Annotated in this window: 10 protein-coding genes and 1 pseudogene; 8 read left to right on the top strand and 3 right to left on the bottom strand. The window is 53.8% G+C overall.

The features are described 5' to 3' along the window. Positions 1–55: 55 nt before the first annotated feature. The 3 genes from HBO24_RS29820 to HBO24_RS11440 are packed head-to-tail and all read right to left on the bottom strand — an operon-like array spanning position 56 to position 6,260. Positions 56–3,253: a DEAD/DEAH box helicase gene (locus tag HBO24_RS29820; protein ID WP_170059732.1), complete on the bottom strand. Its 3,198-nt coding sequence runs from the start codon at positions 3,251–3,253 to the stop codon at positions 56–58. After that, positions 3,250–5,040, bottom strand: coding sequence for a phospholipase D family protein (locus HBO24_RS11445; RefSeq protein WP_057978568.1), 1,791 nt, complete (start codon positions 5,038–5,040; stop codon positions 3,250–3,252). Before HBO24_RS11445 ends, HBO24_RS29820 begins: the two co-directional genes overlap by 4 nt. Next, positions 5,034–6,260 (bottom strand): DUF6361 family protein, encoded by a 1,227-nt coding sequence (locus HBO24_RS11440; RefSeq protein WP_047303174.1) that lies wholly within the window; start codon positions 6,258–6,260, stop codon positions 5,034–5,036. The genes HBO24_RS11445 and HBO24_RS11440 overlap by 7 nt, the downstream gene beginning before the upstream one ends. A 631-nt stretch (positions 6,261–6,891) precedes the next feature. Between HBO24_RS11440 and HBO24_RS29380 the strand changes: the two are divergent. From HBO24_RS29380 to HBO24_RS11405, 8 genes and pseudogenes are all read left to right on the top strand, one after another. After that, positions 6,892–7,170: pseudogene (locus HBO24_RS29380) on the top strand (hydrolase or metal-binding protein); the annotation flags it as partial. A gap of 223 nt (positions 7,171–7,393) precedes the next feature. Continuing rightward, complete coding sequence (locus HBO24_RS11435; protein ID WP_047303172.1) at positions 7,394–8,263, top strand: WYL domain-containing protein; 870 nt, start codon at positions 7,394–7,396, stop codon at positions 8,261–8,263. A gap of 2 nt (positions 8,264–8,265) precedes the next feature. After that, a complete protein-coding gene (locus HBO24_RS11430; protein WP_047303170.1) occupies positions 8,266–8,874 on the top strand; it encodes a DUF1819 family protein in 609 nt (202 codons plus the stop codon). 25 nt (positions 8,875–8,899) lie between these two features. Continuing rightward, positions 8,900–9,475, top strand: coding sequence for a DUF1788 domain-containing protein (locus tag HBO24_RS11425; RefSeq protein WP_047303169.1), 576 nt, complete (start codon positions 8,900–8,902; stop codon positions 9,473–9,475). A gap of 18 nt (positions 9,476–9,493) precedes the next feature. Then, positions 9,494–13,165 carry a BREX system P-loop protein BrxC gene (brxC, locus tag HBO24_RS11420; RefSeq protein WP_170059731.1) on the top strand — a complete coding sequence of 1,224 codons (3,672 nt, stop codon included), beginning with the start codon at positions 9,494–9,496 and terminating at the stop codon, positions 13,163–13,165. Between the two features lie 86 nt (positions 13,166–13,251). Next, the gene (pglX, locus tag HBO24_RS11415; protein WP_047303165.1) at positions 13,252–16,788 is read left to right on the top strand and encodes a BREX-1 system adenine-specific DNA-methyltransferase PglX; all 3,537 of its coding nucleotides are present in this window, start codon (positions 13,252–13,254) and stop codon (positions 16,786–16,788) included. A 22-nt stretch (positions 16,789–16,810) separates the two neighbouring features. Next, positions 16,811–19,576: an NERD domain-containing protein gene (locus tag HBO24_RS11410; protein ID WP_047303163.1), complete on the top strand. Its 2,766-nt coding sequence runs from the start codon at positions 16,811–16,813 to the stop codon at positions 19,574–19,576. Then, positions 19,573–21,018, top strand: coding sequence for a tetratricopeptide repeat protein (locus tag HBO24_RS11405; RefSeq protein ID WP_047303161.1), 1,446 nt, complete (start codon positions 19,573–19,575; stop codon positions 21,016–21,018). Before HBO24_RS11410 ends, HBO24_RS11405 begins: the two co-directional genes overlap by 4 nt. Positions 21,019–21,150 lie beyond the last annotated feature (132 nt).

Here is a 21,150-nt window from a genome sequence, read left to right as displayed (position 1 = left end):
CGGTTGACCACTGTCGGTCGTGATCAAATGAAGGCCACCACAACCCCGCCAAATGTTATGCCGGAGCGTCCTGACTTTCATCTTGATAAAGAATAGGGGCCAGCTGAATCATGAGCCGCCGCTTCAGCTTCTCCAGATCGTCGGTGCACAGGTTGAGGGTCTTGAGATGCTCAAGCAGCTCACTCTGACCAGGCTGGCCGAATGCCAGGCGATACAGAGATAAGATTTTCAGCATCTGCGGATAGCGTTGTTGCTCCTGACTCATCGCCATGACTGGAACCAGACGACGAATCTGAGCATCGCCTTCGGGATAGTGCCAGTAAGGTACTAGGTCGGTTTTCCAGGGCATTTTTGCAGCGGTCTCAAAGAGTACTGCCCACCGCTGGGAGGAGTCGATCTCTCTGGAGAGCGCCTGGACCACCCGCCGTCTCACGACCAATGATTGGTAGCGATTCACTCGTCCTTCACGCTGTTCCAGGTCGATGGGATTACTTGGCAGGTTCCAATGCACGACATCACTACAATACCAATGGAAATCTAGTCCTTCTTGACCAATCGATGTCGAGGCGAGAACAAACGGACGAAACGGCGAGTTGAAGCTCTCACGGATACTGACGACCCGTTCCTGACCTGCTTCATCACTGGCCTTCTGCGTACCGAGTTGCACTGCATAGTGACAACGCAAGTGAGTGCTGTCATCGATCGGACCGGCTTTCCAGACTTTCACGCTGGACGGCTTGGTGCGCAGCGAATTATCGATGGCTTTCACCGCGTCATCGACACCGCTCGATGAGGAGAGCATGTAGAAATACTCCTCCAGCATCGCTTGCAGCCCCCCTTCAGCGCAGTATTTGACAATGCCTCGCCAGTGCTGTCGTTTGCTGATGCGCTTGATGACGGCGCTACCGCTGACCCCATTGAACAAGCTGACGAACGCCAAAGCGATGGAGCTGGCATGCCCGGAATTCACCGTTGGATCATCTTCGCTATAGGTCAGAGACAGTGCGCGATAAGCACATATAGCGGGTGAACCAACAGACAACCAGGCGAGATACTCTGGCAAATCGGCAGGCATTTCACCGAGCTCTTTAATGCTGTCCAGCCGCTGAGAGATATCGTCCACTCGCCCTAGAGCGTTTTCGTGAAAATCAGATCCGTCGCTGATACTCGCGATCCAGTCCTCGTACCAATTGTCGTTGTGCATGCGGTCGAGCAACATTGGTCCCAGCACATACCAGTGATTCTGATTGCGACTTCCGCTATGCCCCGCCGCAAGCGGTTTGAGCAATCCGGCAAAGTGTTTGATTCTCTCGGCAAGCAAATCTTTGAGCGATGCATCACTTCGCTTCAGCGGGACATCGATCAACGCTTTGCTCGGATAAACCAGCGACCAGTACGCAAGATCGCCAGCCTCCAGCCGGATCAGACGATTCAGATCATGATGGCTGGCGGAGTCATCTCGCGCCTTACTCCTTGTCTTACGCGGAAAATAATCAGCCTCAGGCTGGCGTCGACCTAACACCCGCCTCTCGGACTCATAACTCAACAAACCACTGAGCATCCGCGGGACCATGGCCCAGGCAGAAAATAACAGCGTCTTGCTGAATGCTTCGTGGCCGACAAAGACACCTGCCAGCGGATAGTGGGGCATGCTGGGTGGTACCCACAGCAGCATTTCCGGTCCACTTTTCTTACCGTCACCAAACAAATGAGTAGTCAACGACCGCACCCGAGGATTGGGAGCATCCCGTGCGACATTCAACTTATAGTCGTTGACCTGATCCCGAGGCAGCCAAAAGCTCTTGCTGCGTTTTACCCACTTGCGCACTTCGGGATCACTCTCGAACTTGCTCTGCAATACATCTTGCAGTTTGTAGCCTGTGCTAAACGACAGCGGCCATGCGGCTGACTTGTAGAAATCCATCATCTGCCGAGAGAAACTCATGTTGCGGTCCTTCTCAAGCAATCTCCCCAGTCGATCCAGCTCTATGTAAGCGTTGATGTCCTCGGTACGCACTTCAGCGCTGCAGTCGAAAGGGGGCGCATCGATCAGGCGGTTTACGTCGACGGCTATCTGGCTTCGTTCGGTACGGACAATAAGCGGGCGCAGTAGGCTTTCAACCTGCTGGCGAGGGCGCTCATCCAGATCATCAACTTTCACACCGGTCTGACGCAGGCGCTGCAATTCCGACTTCAGCATTTTGCGCACAGGTTCATAGGCCGTGAGCGGGGTCAGGTTCAGAAAACTCAGTATTTGCTCCAGCTTGGCAAGGTGTCCGTCGTCGTTTTCGTCATCGGGGATGGTGCTCAGAGCCTTGAACGGTGTCGCCGAGAGTAAGATGATCTTGCTGCGGCGGTTCTTGCGGAACACCTGCTGGGCAATCATCGAGTGCTCGTTGCCCTCAGACTGGTCGAGCAAACTTTCAAACCGCTGAAACTCGTCGAGGATGAACAAGTCCGCCTGCAGGTGTGCCGCGCAAGATCCAGCAAAAAGCACGCGTAGCCGACGCAACAGGTTGTGTTCTTCGGGGCTGTCTCGATTTACGCCAGTCTGGGCGACCTTCGTCAGCACCTCCATGTTTGACCGGGCCTCACCCGGAGCAACTTCCATTAGCTTGTGATGAAAGTCCTCGATGATCTTTGTATTAAGTCCGCGGCCCTGAGTTTCCTGAAGCCCGTACTCCCAACCCTCGACGTCCTGCACCCGATCGCGAAACAGATCAGACAATTTGCCCTGCAGTGGGGCGATATCTTCATGTTGAAGGAGGGCTGCAAAAATAACCAATCGTTCGCGTTTGTTGCCCGCGCCGTAAGTCATCGAAAAAGAAGTACTGGGCGTGAGCGTACAAACTTCCAGCAAGGCTCCGTCACCAAGATCCGGTTGAGGAAGCAACGCAACTTCTGCCAGCCTCGAGAAAGAGGGCTCGCGCACCAGTTTCGCCATGCTCGGGTCTTTGAAAACCGCAAGTTTTGAGCGGTTTTCAGTCGCCAACGCTAGGTTGGAACAGATGTACGTGACGCGAAACGGCCGGGGCTCATGCCAATCCAGTAACAAAGATGCGATGACTCCCTTGGCAACGATGGTTTTACCCAGTCCCACCTCATCGGCCACTAAAATCCGGTGACTATGGCTGGGGTCATTGAATAAAGAAGTTATCCGTTGCACCGTAGCCTGCTGGAAATCCTTGAGCCCATTGAGCGTGGACCTTAACTCCAGGCATGCGCGCTCATGCGTCGTTATGCTTGTATTCACGCTTTTTCCGTCCCTAGAAATGCTTTGTAGTTGTCCCATAACCGGTTGAAGTCATCGGGTATACGACCTTCCACAGATCGCAGATGACTGAGTACCGCCTCTATTCGCTGCAGCCTTTCGGGCTGCCGGGCTGCACACAGCAGTAGCGACTCGTAGATGGGCCCACCCATCAGATGGCTCAACAATTCGTCAGAGCCATCTAGTGCTGAAACGCCAGGGTCGCGGGCGAACCATTCAGTTTTTTCATGATCAGGCTGCAGCACCATTCGTATGTACGCCAACAGCTTATGCGGACTGTCGATCAAATCGCTGACAATTTTCTGCTCTCGACCGTCGCCACCGTCAATGATGAGTGAGGCTTTGATTACCCGCTCGATAACCTTGTCGCCAACACGCACTTTCACGACCAGAAAGGCACTGACCTGCAAGAGGCTGAGTCGATCCCACACCAACGTCGCCTTCAGGTCCTGGTAGCCAGTCACGTCCAGAAACCGCACCTGGACCGATTCGGAGCCTGCAAGGAGCGGCGCTGAACAGTGAACTTCACACCTGTAGGTGAAGTCGGCATTGACCTTTGCCCTGACACTCCAATCGTCCTTAATCAAGGTGTGCAAAAGTTTGCGCAGCCCCTCCTCGTCCGAGCTCTGCGCTTGCTGCTCTTCATTCTGGAACGAGTGAGGAATGAAAACTCCCGTCGGATTTTCCTCGCTACCGATCAACTCCAATTTCAATTGTTCGGCCGACTGGGCGATACCCGAGCTTGAAAGGCGCAACATGAATTCAGTGTTACGAGGCGGTGCTTGCCTGAGACCACCAAGCGCTGCCTTGGTAGCATTGGCGGAGCCCACGTGCCAGTGACTGGTAGCGCCGTTCTGGACCAAAACCAGCTTTGCATGCAGGTTTTGCGTTTTACCGTTATCCAAGTGATCTTCGCCATTGACAACCCGCTGGTTAAGGGCAAAACACTCCCAACCCGCCAGTTTCTCAGCCCCAAGTCGTTCCAACTCTTCAGCACGACTGAATAACCAATGGCGCTCGCCACGCTCTTTGAGCATGTCGAGTGCCTCCGCATGCAGAAAAGGCGATATCACCAGCACAGTGTTCGTGGAGCTACCCAAGTCCAGCGGAACTTGCTGTGCCTTACCCAACAAGGTTTTTAGCTCTCGAAAACCATTGGGTTTTTGCCAAACGACACGAGGCAGTTCTTTCTTGAATAGAGAGAAGGCCGGGGCGAAATCCAACGCTTTGTCTTTATGCCTAGCGAAAGGTGCGAGCTCCTGCAAAAGCTCCAACAGACCTTCATTCTCCCGACTGCTTTCCTTGGCCACCTCCCCCTCAAGCGCGACCGCCAGATCCCAACTGCGGTCAAACGTCAGATTACGAGACAGCACCAGTAGCCGGTAGCGCACCTGCCGGGTGTCATTGGTGAACCGCAGCAGCCATATCTTGGGGTGGAAGGAGCTGAAGCCGCCGCTTGGAACCATAGGCACCAAACATGGTTCGAGTAGCGTAAACAGTGGGGTAAACGTACTGGGAACCTTGATATTGCCTTGCTGAAAAAAGACTTTCAGTCGACCTTTAAGTTGGCGGATGCCCTCAAGCGCAGCCAGCTTGCCGCCATGCGGATTTCCCTCCAGCGTGCCGTTCAAGGACAGTGCCAGGGGTAGGCACAGCAAGGTATCGAGCTCCAGTGAATAACTGGTTGCCACCGCGTAGCTCAGCTGAAACCCTTCTGGGGCCTGCAGTTTTTCGCCGTAGTCAAGACGATCGACGCTCGGATTTAACATGGCAAACCCTCCTGAATATCGCCCAGGATGGTGCGCACTTGAGACCACCGGAAATCAAGACGGCTCATGCCGATCCAACGGTAGTTATCAGGCAAACGCTTTTTCAGAATTGATCGCTCTTTTTTGTTTCCCAAAGCCTGTTTTTCGACCAGAGCATCAAGCACGACTACCGATGCGTTGTTGGCAATGCGCTCGCTCCATTCCATCAAGAATGCCCCCACCCGGCCTTGCAGCGTGATGTTAGTGGCTGCCAGCCATTGCATAACCTGTTCAGGTCCAGCCTGACGAACCTTACGCCAGTCGAGCCAGTGCGACTCGTACTGATCGAGCAAATCCTCGCGCTGATTATTCCTCGCAACCAGAATGTTGAAGCGAAGATGGGCACCGTAGATCAGCTCACTAAATGCATGAGCCATCTTTACCGTGTCGCGGGTGCTCTGAGCCAAATCGGACTTTGCCGCTACCCACCCGGCAAGTTGAGCGAAGCCCGCCAGATCCTCATCTAAAACCTCTTTCAACAGGCCGCTGAGCTCAAACTGCGATGGCAGACTATTGATCGGACCGTTTTGAAGTTTTTCGCTGAGAAACACCGCCTCGGACTCGGTCAAGGTGATGTGAACATCCTCGATCCATTGCGGATCGTATCGGTCAAGGTGAACCCTGCTATCAGTCGAGACGCCATCGGCATCGTCGCCCTCATCTGGTAGGCTGCTTCCCAAGCTGCTTTCGGGCGGTTTGACTGACCTCAAGAATTGATTAAGCGAAGCTTGGGTATTGATGATGCCCCAAGTACGTAATGCCACCCAATAAACAGACGATGGCAATCGCGCAACCGACTCGCCTTCCTTCATCGTTGAGCCGATGATGCCGGTCACACCCTCATTCTGGTGTTGCAGGGTCAGAGCCCTGGCAAGCTGATTTTCCTGTTGTTCAAGATACTGCTGCAGTGACTGCCTGCGTTGTTGCGCTGGCTTGAGCGCCAGATAATCGCGAATGATCCGTGGAATGGTTATTAGGTATTTAGCGCGGGTTTGAATGGTCGAAAATCCAGGAAACATAAGGTCGGCAAAACCATCGCGCAAGGCACCGATTCCGAGTTCATCAAGGGTTCCAGGCTCCGAAAGCTGCTTGATCACATCCCTGACCCGATCCCTGTCCTCGGATGAAAAATCCACCCAACCCATTTCACTTTTATTCAGCATACCGATGACCTTTCCCATGGCGTCCCACTGACGACATCCTTGCTAAAAATCCTGCGCCAGCATGCAGCAGGCTCTAGTGCATAGCAATTAGCCATTAGCACCGATCATTCAATAAATAAAAGAGTGACTCCTGGCTAGGACAGAATGAGTCGCGAGCGATCTGACCTCCCTTCCGGTGATAGCCTGTTCCTGGAAAATACGCTGCTGCTTCGATCCTGATGAAGACCGCGATGCATTGCGCCCCCCATAGCCCATGATCGTGTCTCTTCAGTATCAGGAGTAGCCGCTGTGCCTCTTCCGCATTCGCTCAACCGCAGCAAAGTACGTAGTTCTGGCCCGCACAAAGCAGACATTTGTACCCAGACGCTTAAATGGTTGTTCATACCCGCCTCACCCGCCGCGTCAGTCTAGCTATTGCGTGAATTGATTCGATAATCTTTGGTCAGTGGGCGAAAGGATAATTAGCTATTGATCGCCCGGAACGGCCAACTGCTGATTCCGACCCGCAGGGCGCAGGTGAAATATGTATTGCAGCATTTATCAGATCGACCTTAAAAAAATGGAGTCCCCAAGAAGCTCAGCAGATCATCGTGAAAAATCTGACTGAACTGGAGCCATGGTTGTATAGCTGATCCACAGCTGGGCGGGGCCGGACCTGTACCTCCGTGCTGAGTACAGCCTGTCTGAACATGCAACGGGACGACCGCTCTACGTGGGCAATAGCGAAACTTGCAAAAACCAGTGCGAGGAAGGCATCAAGTCACTCCCCTACCCTTCGCTGGCCAAAGGCAATACCTGCAAACCCTACGGGGGACTGAATGTGGTAATCGGCGACTGTGACCCACTGGGCAGTTTCGCCCTTCGCAATACAGGCTTCAACAGCATCCACACCACAGCAGCATCCATGAGTGTTGTGCGCTTTATTTCTGTTCAAGCTACTGACAATGCGGCCCGGCCAAGTGAACTTGTAAATAGAGCCTACGAGTTTCGACCGTTAAAAATCGATCGACGCTATTTTCACGCATCGGACGCCGACGCTATCAGCCATCCACGCGAAATCACTCAAAACGCAAAAAACTTTACAGTAAATAAATTTACACCAGCCCCTCGTATCAGGCATCATCTGGACCAGCTCACATTCAGGAATGCCAATGCCGCTCCCCAAACACGAAGCCCTCCTCAGGCTACGCGCGATAGAGCTAATCAGCTATTGGGAGGGTCGCCTGGTCACCACTCAGTTGATGACATGGTTTGGCATCAGCCGCCAGCAAGCTTCTTCCGACATCAATCGCTATAACAGCGAATTCAATCCAGGCTCGCTAATTCACAGCCCTGCAGTTAAAGGCTATGTCCCGACGGCTGGCTTTCAGCCCGTACTGAGCGCTGGGCACATCAATGAGTACATGGCACTCATCGGCGATCAATCTGATCAGCCCGTGTCTGAAATTTTGGAAGCTCACCCCAGCGTCACTACTGTCCAACTTCCAGACCGTGCAGCCCGCCCTGAAGTGGTTCGCGAGTTAATCAGAGCCTGCCGCAATGCCGGCAGCCTGAAAATACTCTACGCCTCCATGTCCAACCCGCAAATTCATGAACGTGTGATTTCACCTCACACTCTCGTTTATACGGGTTTCCGTTGGCACGTTCGCGCTTGGTGCCATAAGCGCCAGGCCTTCCGCGATTTTTTACTCTCACGTATCTATCGCTCGCCAAAATCGTGCGACGCTCACGCTCCCTTATCGAGTACAGACAATGGCTGGCACGACCAAGTCAACCTGACACTAATCCCTAATGAACTACTCAGCGATGCCCAAAAGTCTTTAGTTGAGCGCGATTTCGGTATGCCAGAAGGCCGCCTACAGCTGACAGTTCGTACAGCACTTGCCCACTACACCCTTCAACGATATCAGGCTGCCATCACCTCAGAAGAAGCCGAGCGAGTACGCGAGCATCCATTGCAATTGCTTCCCACTGATCGCGCCAAGCTAACTCCCTTCCTCTTTAGCAGTGATGGGAAATAGGCATGCATAGCTTCCATTACGACTCCGACTTAATCGGCGGCTCGTTGCAGGTGCGTGAATCACGCATCGTTGCAGACCTGCTGCTGCAGGACGCTAGCCCTGAGCAATGGCATGAGGTCATACAGCAACAGAACCGGCTGCAGAAACGCGCACCAGCTTCGGCCAAGCGTGTGGCTCAAGCCATCCGCAAGCGTCTGGAGCGATTGGATGCCCCTTTCTGGCGGGCAATTCGAGATGGAGATGATGAACTCGCCACTCAAGTGGTGTTCTGCTCGGCCTTGGAGCGCAACCTGCTCCTCGTCGAATTCATCGAGACCGTCCTCAAAGACGCTTTCGTCACCCGCGCCGGCGTGCTCGAATCCTACCACTGGAATGAGTTTCTGGATGAACGCAGCCATCGAGATTCGGCCATCACCACCTGGACGGAGTCCAGTCGCAAGAAGATGGCGCAGGTCGTCTATCGCATGCTGACCGAGGTCGGCCTGTTGAAAAGCACCCGCAACATGAAATTACAAAACCTGATGATTCGGTCAGAGGTCCGCGTATTGCTGGATGACAGCTACCGCAATCGCATAAAAGCCTGTTTGGAAGTATCCAATGCCCCCGGATAGTAGGCGTGGAATAAGGAGTGTTCGCATGAATCAGCAACTGCAGGATCGGCTAAACCAGATCCCAGACAAGATCCTCACCGAAGAGTTCTTGAGGAGCCAAGGATTGGGCAATGAGCTCGGTTTCTGGATCTTCGACTACGCCCCCGAGGATGAGCTGCAGGTGCGCGAATACCTCAGTTTTCTACAGGGGTTCCTCGCCAAGAAGCATAGCCAGCTCAAAGTGGCTCATATCAATTTGCTGCAGGCTATGCGCGAATACCTGGATCAACGCAGCTTCACTGAAAAAGCCATTCAGATGCAGCAAACCAAAGGTGACCTCGCGTTGCTCAAGGCGCTGTCCGGACCGCTGCATATGGACAAATTCGCGCCCTTCCTAATGGAACACAGCGACGCCGATCAACACGACGTGGTGCTAATCAGTGGCGTTGGCTCAGTTTGGCCGGTTCTTCGCGCCCACAACCTTCTCAACAAGCTACACGCGCTGCTTGGCCACAAGCCTCTGGTTCTTTTTTACCCCGGTCATTACTCAGGGCAGTCACTCGCCTTGTTCGACCGCATTCCCAGCAACAACTACTACCGCGCCTTCAAGCTGGTTCCCTGATAAATAAGGACGATTGCCGTGAGCATTAAAGATATTTTCTTCAAGGAACTCGATCGCCCGATCAACGGCGTGGTTAAGGCGGATCAGTCCGACGACGCAACCGTGCACCAAGAGCTGGATGAGTACGTTGTCACCAACGAGCTGGAAAAACACTTCCGCAGCTTCTTCGAGTCCTACAGTACAGACTTGAACGATCCCTCCATCGCCAACCGCGTGGGCGTATGGATCAGCGGTTTCTTCGGCTCGGGTAAGTCGCACTTCCTCAAGACCTTGTCATACCTGCTGGCCAACATCGAAGCGCGCGACGACCAGGGCAACGCTCGCAAGGCTGTTTCCTTCTTTGATGCGAGCAAACTGCGTGATGCCACCATCCGTGCCGACATCGACAAGGCCGTTGCCAACAGTGCCGATGTCATCTTGTTCAACATCGACAGCAAAGCCAGTTCCAACGATGCTGGAAACCCGATCCTCAATGTCTTCCTACGGGTGTTCAACGAACATCAAGGTTTTAGTGGCGACCATCCCCACATCGCCCACATGGAGCGTCACCTGGCCCAGCGCGGCGTCTATGAGCGATTCAAGCGAGCCTTTAATGATTCCACCGGGATGGACTGGACTGAGGAGCGTGATGGCTATCAGTTCTACCAGGATGACATTGAGCAAGCGGTAGCCGCTGCCCTCGACCTATCTGCTGAAGCCGCGCACAAATGGTTCGAAGACTCCGAACAAACGTTCAGCGTCTCGGTCGAAAACTTCTGCAACTGGGTACGCGAATACCTCGACACCCAGCCAGCCAAACACCGCGTGCTGTTCCTGGTGGACGAAGTTGGCCAGTTCATCGGCAGCGACACCAAGCTGATGCTGACTCTGCAGACTATCACCGAAAACCTCGGCACCATCTGCAAAGGCCGCGCTTGGATCATCGTCACCTCTCAGGCCGATATGGATGCCGTACTGGGTGAGCTGTCCGCCTCCAAGGCCAACGATTTCTCGAAAATTGCCGGGCGCTTCAAAACCCGACTTTCGCTTTCCAGCTCCAACACTGACGAAGTCATCCAGAAGCGTCTGCTGCGTAAAACTCCGGTAGCTGAAGCCGAGCTGCGCACCCTCTGGGACCAGAAAGGCGACATCCTGCGCAACCAGATCACCTTCGACCGCTCCGGCCCGACCCTGAAGAACTTCGATGGTCCGGAAAGCTTCATCAGCAACTACCCCTTTGCGCCGTACCACTTCCAGCTGGTGCAAAAGGTCTTCGAGGAAATCCGCAAGGTCGGTGCCACCGGAGCGCACCTGGCCTACGGCGAGCGCTCCATGCTCGATGCCTTCCAGATGGCCGCCATGGCCATTGCGGATAAACCGCTCGGAGCGCTGATTCCCATGTACAGCTTCTACCGCGCCGTCGAGGGCTTCCTAGATACAGCCGTCAAACGCACCATCGACCAAGCAGGCGAGAGCAGCGTCCTCGACGCCTTCGACGTACAGATCCTGCGCACCCTGTTCATGATCCGCTATGTAGACCTGATCAAGGGCACTCTCGACAACCTCGTCACCCTCTCCATCGAACAGGTCGACGAAGACAAACTGGCTTTACGTCGCAACATCGAAGAAACCCTCCAGCGCCTTGAAAAGGAAAGCCTGATCACCCGCAACGGTGACGAGTTTGTCTTCCTCACCAACGAGGAGCGCGACATCACCCGCAAGATCAAGGCCACAGAGATCGCCGGTTCCGAGGAGAACAAGGCACTTTCGGACCTGATCTATAAAGACCTGCTCAAGGACAAAAACAAGTTCCGCTACAGCGTCAACAAGACCGACTACAGCATCGGTCGCTACCTCGACGGCCACAGCCTGGAAGGCCGTTACGAGCACGACCTCCGTACCGAAGTGATCTCGCCACTGGATCTCGACTACACCCTCTATGGCGAAGCCGGCTGCATCAATAAAAGCAACGAAGCTCCTGTCGGCATGGCACTGTTCAAATTACCCGATAGCAAGGATTTCTTCACCGAGCTGCGCACCTGGCTGAAGACCAACAAGTTCATCCGCCTCAACGACGACGGCAGCCAGCCTGAGCTGAGCAAGATCCTCGCCGAACGCGGTCGCGAAAACCAAGAGCGTAAAAAGCGTCTGCGCTTGCTACTTGAAGAGCTGGCCGAGCGCGCAGAGGTCTATGCACAAGGGCAGCACCTGAAACTCAAAAGCAACAATATTATTAGCAAGTTCGACGAGGCGTGCCAGTACCTCCTTGAAAACACCTTCACCAAATTAGGCTACTTGCGAGTATTACAGCAGGAGCCCGAACGTGAACTCCACGCCATTCTGCACACTAACGACATAGGCCAACTCGGCCTGACCCTCGATGGTGATGAAGGCAATCCGCAGGCCATCAAGGAAGTTGAACAATTCATCTCGCTGCGCGCCTCAGGCAACGAACGCTTACTGGTCGCAGACATCATCGAGCGTTTCAGTAAGCGCCCCTATGGCTGGCCGGACGGAGAAATCCTGCTGGTCCTCGGTCGCCTGGCCGCTTCCAGCCGTATTTCATTCCACTCCGCGGGCCCCAGCATGCCGCTGCCGGACGCCTTCGAGTACCTCACCAACAGCCGTAAGCGCCGTGAAGTCTCGGTGCAAAAGAAGCGCCAGACCGACGAAGGGCTGCTCAAGCAAGCACGTAATCTGACCCAGGAGCTGTTCAACGCTCTTGGCCCAGCAGGCGAGAAGGAGTTGTTTGAGTATTACTGCGTGCACTTCGGCAGTTGGCGCACCAACCTGGAAAAATACAAAGCAACGGTTAGCGCCGGCCGCTTCCCTGGCAAAGAGTCCATAGAACAGGCCTTGCTCAGCCTGCAGCGCCTGCTGAGCAACACTGATAGCGTCGACTTTTTCAAGGCCGTGGTCGACAACAAGGATGACTTGCTGGATCTGGAAGAGGACTACCGGGATCTACACGAGTTTTTCACCAACCAGTTGCATACCTGGCAGCAACTGCAGCTGGCCTTGCGTCGTTTCGACAAGAACAAACCAGCGCTGGATAAAGACGAGAAAGCCCGCAAAGCGCTCGCCGAGCTGAAAGCCATTGAGCAGAACACCACGCCCTACGGTCAGCTGCACCAGGTCGCCACACTGGTTGAAACAGTAGAAACCATTAACGCCGCCATCTTGGCTGAAAAGCGTCAACATGCCCTGGCCCGTGTCGACGAGAAAATCGCCCAATTACAGTCCGAGATTGCCAAAAGCGGTATCGAAACCGCTGAGCTGAGTAACCGCTTATTGCGTCCCTTGCAGCTGGTCAAGGCGGACCTAGAGACCGAAACCAGCATCGCCAACATCTACATGCTGCAAACCCAGACCGCTGACGAGCGCCTGAACGACGGCGTATTCGATCTGGAGCGCGCCATTCAGGCCGAGGTTGAACGCCTGCAGAAGCTTCAGGAAGAGCAGGCCAAGGCCGCACAGGCAGCCAACACAGCTAACGGCGTCAAGGAAGACCGAGCGCCTGCCCTGGTGCCACCCCCCAAACCTGTAGCGCCGCCCAAACCGGTGGTCGAGGTGGCAGCGACCAGTGTGTTCAACAAACTAGGGAACGGCTTGTATCTAGAAAGCCAGCGCGATATCGACGGATTTATCGACGCCCTCAAGACCGAGCTGGAAAGTGCCATTAAGCAAGACAAACGCATTCGTATCCGCTGACCCAGTGCAGCTTGGAAGAGGGCAAAGCCCTCTTCCAAGCTGCAGACAGCGCCATGGCCAGCTCAAAAAGAATTAGGAAAAATCACATGAACACCAACAACATCAAAAACTATGCCCCCAAGGCGCGCGCTGCTTTTATCGCCGCGATGACCAAGCGCGCCGCGCTGTTTGGTATTCGCGAAGCCAGCATCCCCGCCATGGGCATTGCGCCGCTGGAGCAAAAGGGCGATCTGGCCCTGATCGGCGAGCGGGCCTTTCCGACCAGTATCATCCGCCCCCGCGCCGCGCTGGTGAAAAAGGTCGAACACCTGGGTTTTGCCCAGGCCATGGAACAGGCCGCCTACAGCTGGTTCAACCGCCTGTGTGCCATCCGCTATATGGAACTCAAGGGCTACCTCGACCACGGCCGTCGCGTGCTCAGCGCCGCCGACGGGAGCGCTGCCACGCCGCAGATCCTCGGCGACTGCCTGGATATCGATCTCCCGGGGCTCAACAAACAGCGCATTGCCGAGCTGAAACTCGACGGCAACAAGGACGAAGAACTTTACCGCGAGCTGGTGCTGGGCCAGTGTCACGCCCTGCATCAGGCTATGCCGTTCCTCTTCGAAGCAGTGGATGATGCCACCGAGCTGTTGCTGCCAGACAACTTAACCAAAACCGACTCGCTGATCCGCGAACTGGTCAGCGCCATTCCCGAAGAGGACTGGGCCAATATCGAGATCATCGGCTGGCTCTACCAGTTCTACATCTCCGAGAAGAAGGATCAGGTCATCGGCAAGGTGGTTAAGAGCGAAGACATTCCGGCAGCGACCCAGCTTTTCACGCCCAACTGGATCGTCAAGTACATGGTGCAGAACTCGCTGGGTGCGCAGTGGCTGGCGACCTACCCTGATTCGCCGCTCAAGGCGCAGATGGAGTACTACATTGAGCCCGCCGAGCAGGTCGACGAGGTCAAGGCGCAGTTTGCCGCCATCACGCCCGAAAGCCTTAACCCCGAAGAGCTGACCCTGATCGACCCGGCCAGCGGCTCCGGGCACATCCTGGTGGAGGCATATGACCTGTTCAAGTCCATCTACCTGGAGCGCGGTTACCGCCAGCGAGACGTGGCGCAGCTGATCCTGCATAAAAACCTGTTCGGCCTCGACATCGACGAGCGCGCCGCCCAACTGACCGGATTTGCTCTGATGATGAAGGGCCGCGCCGACGACCGACGGCTGTTTGAGCGCAGGGTAAAGCTAAATGTGATGGCACTGGTGGATAGCGCAGGCTTTGATGCCGAAGTATTGGCTAACAGTGTAAAGCTCTCGGACTACGGGCTGCAGCTAGGCGATCTCACGGAGCTGAAGCGGCTGTTCGAACACGCCACGACCTTTGGCTCATTGATTCAGGTGCCGGAAGAATTGGTGAAGAAGCTGCCGGGGCTGAAGCAACTAGGCGAGGCGAGCAGCCGGGATCTGTTTGTAGCGGATGAACTCAAGCGCTTGGACCCGTTGGTTCAGGCGGCTGAGTTGCTGGCGGCGCAGTACGACGCGGTGGTGGCAAATCCACCGTATATGGGTAGCAAGGCTTACTGTAAGGAGTTGAAAGCATTTGTAGGCTCGGCTTACAAATATGGTAAATCGGATCTTTACGGCGCGTTCATAATTCGCAACGTCGAGTTCTCGAGGGCAAACGGGCACGTTGGGATGATTACGATTCCCAGCTGGATGTTCCTTTCCTCTTTTGAGCAACTACGAGAATTAATCTTCAAGGCCGCTCCCATCTCAAGCCTCGTTCACAATGGAAGAGGAGTTTGGGGGTCTGACTTTGGCAGTTGCTCGTTCGTACTTAGAAAAACGCTCGTATCCGATCTTGGCGGCCGATTTCTAAGGCTCTTTGAGAAGCAGGGAAGCGTTGCCGCGAATGAAGAGCTTGAACGCCGTTTTCATTTGAGTCCGAGATTCAGTATCTCCAACGCTGAATTCAAGAAAATTCCAGGCAGCCCGATTGCTTATTGGGTGAGTAATGCTGTTCGAGACGTGTTCCAGAATGGTAAGCCCTTTGCCGCGGAGGGATTTCCGAAGGTCGGAATGCAGACAGCCAACAATGACAAGTTCTTGCGCCTCTGGCAGGAAGTCAGCTACGACGAGTTTCTTGAATCCGGCACAGCTGCGCCGAAGTGGATCAAGTACCTAAAAGGTGGGAGCTTTCGGAGATGGTTCGGAAACCTTGAATACTTATTGCGATATAACCGTAATCCAGACTTCATAAAGCAGCAGCAGAACGCGACTGTGCTGCCAGAGTCGAAGTTGACCGAGCCAAAGTGCACCTGGACAGACGTTACAAGTGGACGTTTCCATGCACGGTACGCACCTGCCGACACATTTCATGACATCTCGGGCCACTGCTTTTATCCACCAAAGAGTTTGCAGTTCTCGCTATTGGCATTCTCGAATACTAAGCAGTTCAATTCTTTTCTGGCACTGATCAATCCTACAATTCATTGCCAAGTAAGCGACGTCGGAAAGATGCCGCTGCTACCCGTGGGAACAAGGGCCTCTGACATTGCGCAAGTTTTGGTTGCAAGGTCTGAATTTGACTGGAATTCCTATGAACGCTCTTGGGACTTCCAATCCCTCCCGATCCTTACGGCATCCTCCGAGCCCACACCCACCCTCGAATCCAGCTACAGCGCTTGGATTACTCAGAACCGCGCCATCATCGCCGAGATGCAGCGCCTTGAAGAGGAGAACAACCGCCTCTTTATCGACGCCTACGGCCTGGCGGACGAGCTCACCCCCGAGGTACCCATCGAGCAGATCACCCTCACGGTCAATCCGGCCTACCGCTATGGCAGCAAGCTCAGCGAAGCCGAGTTGTGGACGCGTTTTTGCGAGGACACCTGTTCTGAACTGGTCTCCTACGCCATTGGCTGCATGATGGGCCGCTATTGCCTCGACGAGCCTGGCCTGATCTACGCCCATAGCGGCAACCAGGGCTTCGATCCAAACCGCTACGCCACTTTCCCAGCCGATTCCGACGGCATCCTGCCGCTCACTGATAAAGAATGGTTTGCCGACGATGCGGCCAATCGCCTGATCGAGTTTGTCTCATTGGCCTGGGACAAGGTACACCTCGAAGCCAACCTGCGCTTTCTCGCGGACAACCTCTCGCCGAAAAAGACCGAGTCAAGCCGCGAAACCCTGCGCCGCTACCTCTGCGACAATTTCTACAAGGACCACCTGCAAACCTACAAAAAGCGCCCGATCTACTGGCTGTTCAGTAGCGGCAAGCAAAAGGCCTTCCAGTGCCTGGTTTACCTGCACCGCTACAACGAAGGCACCCTGGCGCGCATGCGTACCGAATACGTCATACCGCTAAGCGCAAAGCTCAACACCTACGCCAATAAGCTTGAGCAGGACATCGACGCCAGCGCCAGCACCGCCGAGAAAAAACGCCTGGAAAAAGAGCTCGCCACCCTGCACAACCAACAAGCCGAACTCGCTACCTTCGACGAAAAACTCCGTCACCACGCCGACCAGCGCATCAGTCTGGATCTGGATGAGGGTGTGAAGGTGAACTACGGCAAGTTTGGAGATTTGTTAGCTGAGGTTAAGGCTGTAACGGGCGACAAGGGCGACTGACCATCCGCATGGAGCATTACCGATGGCACTGAAAGCATTCCGAGGCAGCCCCTTCGAGCATACGCACGAGAATCGGGCCTTCAACGAGCTGTTTGATTTACTCGACGCACATTGTTCGGCTTCTGGTCACGACTGGTACCTGCTGGGCAATTTCTATGTGGGCAGCCGTGAACTGGATGCCATGGTGATCAAGTCAAATGCGGTGATCATTCTCGACTTTAAGGAGTTCCGAGGAAAATTACAGTTTTCTGAAGAGGGCCCTTGGCTGATTGAGGATGAGGAAGCGGGTAGCAATGTCCAAGTAAAGGGCGGCGCCAGCATCAATCCGCTGCGCCAGTTGCGTATCAACAAAGGGGTCATGCTTGATTTTTTGGGTCGCAATTTTACTGACCTTAATGCGACCTGCAACTGGCGGCATGTCGCAGCTCTGGTAGCCTTTCAGGGGCCGATTGAATTCGATCATCGCCACTTACCCGGTTCGATAAAGCCTTGGTTCCATATCAGCGATATGGGACGGATCGTTCGCGATTTGGACGCCATTGTCAGCAGGGAGATCTTTCTCTCGCGCGAAAACGTGGAACGCCTCACTGCTCAGCTTGGTATTGATCCTTTTGTACCGGCAGGCGCCCCCAAGCTAAGGCAATTGAGTGGCCAGGCGGCTTCAGGACCTGACGAAAGCAGATTGACTCAGCAGCAGAGTCAGGCACTAGGCGAGTTTTCGACCTGGCTGAAATCTAGCAGTGGCGTATTTCGTCTCACCGGCATGGCCTCAACTGGCAAACGCTTCATCTTTCGGCACATAGTAGGCGCCTTGGAAGAAGCCGGTATCGAATTGCTTCTATTGACCCCAAGTGCACGGATTTCTTCGACCTATCAACACCCTTTAGCTCAGCCCGTCTCTATCTATACTTGGCTGTACAGCCAACTACCCAATCGTTTTGAGATCAAAGACGGTCGCAAAGTAGGGATTCACGAGATAAGAGAGGATCACCTTTTACATGGAAAAATCCCTGTATTGGTGGATGCCCATCTGCTGAGTGACGAAGAGTTTGATGTGGGGGAGCGGCGTTATGGCTCAGGTCGACTAATTCATGACTTTCTCTCGGTCATTGCAAAGCAAAAAGCGCCTTTTGTGGTTATCGGCGATCCCTATCAGATGTCTAGAGGATCACTGCAGCGTTCCCTGATCAACGGCAACATGCTGGAGCAGTTAGGGCTCAGTGTTGTCAGCTACCTGTTGACCGAACAGATTCTAGATGACGGAAATGACGCGCTGAACAAGCTGCAGGCGCATCTCGTGAATAGCTTAGACAAAGACCGCTTCAATAAGCTGCCACGCCTGTCAGGCAAGCGTCTTGAGATTCTTGAAAATGTCAATTCAAGGGGCTGGGTGCCGGACATCTCCAATGTACGCGCTGAATCCATCCTGGTTTGCGGCACTCATGAACAAGCCGCCAAGGTCAATTGCGCGGTGAAAACAAAGATTCTGGGCCATCTCAGTCCGAGCAAATTGGCGGCGGGTGATCGGATTGACTTCCACAACCGCACGCCGATCCTGACGTCCGAGCCAGATGCGCTCAATCAAAGTACGATTCGCTGGGTCAGCTCCGGCGAAATCGGTCTTGTCGACTTTGTTGAGGAGCGTATTGAAACCCATTTTGTTGAGCTTCGTGGGCGAAAAGAGCCAATACGCCTTCACTTCCAGCGCGCTAGTTGCCGACTCCCCGGCCTAGGTGAAGTGGAGTTCCGCTACTTGGTCGATTACTTTGAAGCTGATCGGCCTGACATTACCGCAGACCAATACCTGGCGCTCCAAGTGCTTGCTCGGCAGCTTGCCAAGCCAGAGCTTGAAGCGCACAAGCAGCGACTACCGGACAATGCTGATCCCCGCTATAAGCAGGCAAGGGCCGAATATGACAAGCTTGAATACCAGGTTCTGCAGGCACATGGGTATCTGTCTGCAGCGCTTATCCGTCCAGCTCATGCATTGACTCTGCATCGTGCTCAGGGACGTCGTTGGCCTAGTGTCTGGGTAAATGCATCACGCAGCGCTTCGAGTGAAAAACCCAATAACGCGGACTATTTCCGCTGGCTGTATACCGCCTCCGTCGGTGCCGACGAGATGTTCACTGTCCGTCAGATGCCCTTTCTCAGCCCCCTGAGCAATGCAGTCGTGAGCCGTGCCCATGACATCGGAATTGGTACCTTCCCGCTCAAGCATGGTCTGTTTTATGATGCATCTCGCCACCCCACAGAACAGGAAGCCTCGATGGTTATGCCGTCGGGTTTCAGCGAAATGGCATTGCGCCCGCTGTTTCTTGAGCTGAGCGAACGGCTTGCCGATTCAGACTGGAGCCTTAGCGACTGGCGTGAGTACAGCTATCAGGTGGTCATCACGCTCTCCTACCAAACAGCCGCTACAAACATTCGAGTCAGGCTGCATTACGACAAAAAACTTGCCATTACCAACGTGGTTTTTCTTGACGGCAGCAATAGTGAGCAGGAAACCATCAGCAAGCTTCTGATGAAGCCTTTCAAGCCACAAAGCGAAACCTTGGCTGAAGCTGTCGAGACACTTCAGGAGCTGCTGGCTGCGCATAGGTTCATGATAGTCGAGGGGACGGAGACCAGTTATCGAGTGCAGTTGACGCTCGCCGTTGATAACGAAGCCATTGAAATCCAAGTTAATGCTGACAAGGAAGGAATGATCAGCTCCATACGGGTCTTAAAAGCGTCATCAGAAAGCATCGTGCAACAGCTGGAGAAGGCTTTGGCGGTGCAGGCATGAGCATTTTTGATGATATTCGGGATCACAAATCGCGTGCGGATTTGGAAGGTGCCTGGCAGGTAGGTTCCAAGGCATTAGAGCAAGATTCTGGTAACGCTTTCCTGAAGACTTCGCTGTTTTGGGTGATTTATGCAGAGCTGAAAAAACTGCTGGAGCCTATCAAAACACGCGATAACAAAATGCCCCATCCCAATGAGCAGCGGATGATTGATCTATGGGCTTCACGCATTCCCATGCTCCAATTAGAACTGCCCAATGAGAATATTGACTATCGGCTTTGGAATCTTTTTCGTGAGACAGGTAAATTTTGCGAGCCTATCTGCCTGTTCATCTTGCAGAGCGGAAGTGCGCTATTCAACCAAGATGACCACAAGCCATACAATTCAGAGAAAGGGGAGTCACCCAGCGCTGTACTGAAACTGGCACGCATGGTGGCCGCTAATTACCTTCACAAAGGTCAGCAGAGTCATCTTCCTGCAAATCGAGTCGTCGCACTTATAAAGTACGCCTTGAATAAGGCAGGAGATTTACCACAAAGCAAAGTATGGCTTGAATATGATAAAGCCAGAGTATTTGTATCTGCTGGCGATATTGCCAGGGCTCGTGAATCCTACCTATCGGTACTTAGAAACAAGCGTGGAGAGTCTTGGGCGTGGTTTGGCTTGGCCATGACCTATGAAAACGAACCGGAAAAAGCTATTTGCCTAGTCTCTTTCGGCTTAACCTGCGCTCACGATCCCAAGTTCAGCATCCCCGGACTGGTGCGACTGGCGGAGTTACTTGCCCAGACAGGCGTGCATGATTACGCCTCAAAGGCACTGGTAAAACTGACAAAAATCTACAGCAATAATGGCTGGGCGCTTAAAGACAGCATCGTTGAGCTTACGTCATCTGCATGGTTTGATGCATCGCTGGATACCAGTGATCTTGATGCTCATGTAGAGGAGCTCGCAATAGGTGCCAATCAGTACGCCATGGCCAAACCAACCTACTTGTCAGGTGTACTCCTTTCAGTACACGAGTCAGGTAAAGGCGCCACGATTTATATTCACAGGGATCTTAAATTTTCTGCGCGAAAGGCTGTATTCGAAAATCGAAAAATCCCTAAGCCTGGAACTCTTGTGAAGATTTTTTGCGACATGGGCTCTGAGAGTCAGGATGTCGTTTCGGTTGAGAACATACAGGTGATTGAAACTCAGGATATCCGTTCATTCAAAGGAAGCTTGAAAGTAAGCGAAAAAGGATTTGGGTTTGTAAATGGCGACATTTTTGTCCCGCCAGGTTTGGTTGAAGGCGTACAGCGGGACACCGATGTTGCCGGCGCAGCCGTTATGTCTTTTGACAAAACAAAAAACAAATACGGGTGGAAAGCTATTACCCTGTTTAAAGAAGTCGGCTCACCAAACTCAGGTGAACTCGGACCATTGCAAGGCCAGCCATGAATTACAACTATGGTGACAACCCTGGTTTTTCAAGAAATAAATCTCTGAATGTTTTCAAGGACGACATCTACGCCCAAAAAATGTACATATTGATGAGTTCCGGGCCGTCAGGGATGCATTGTTGTCTTACGA

This window comes from Pseudomonas sp. WS 5410 (assembly GCF_012985645.1).
GTDB lineage: Bacteria > Pseudomonadota > Gammaproteobacteria > Pseudomonadales > Pseudomonadaceae > Aquipseudomonas > Aquipseudomonas shahriarae.
Note: the sequence above shows the minus strand (reverse complement) of the source record. Positions and strands in the feature narration are given on the sequence as shown.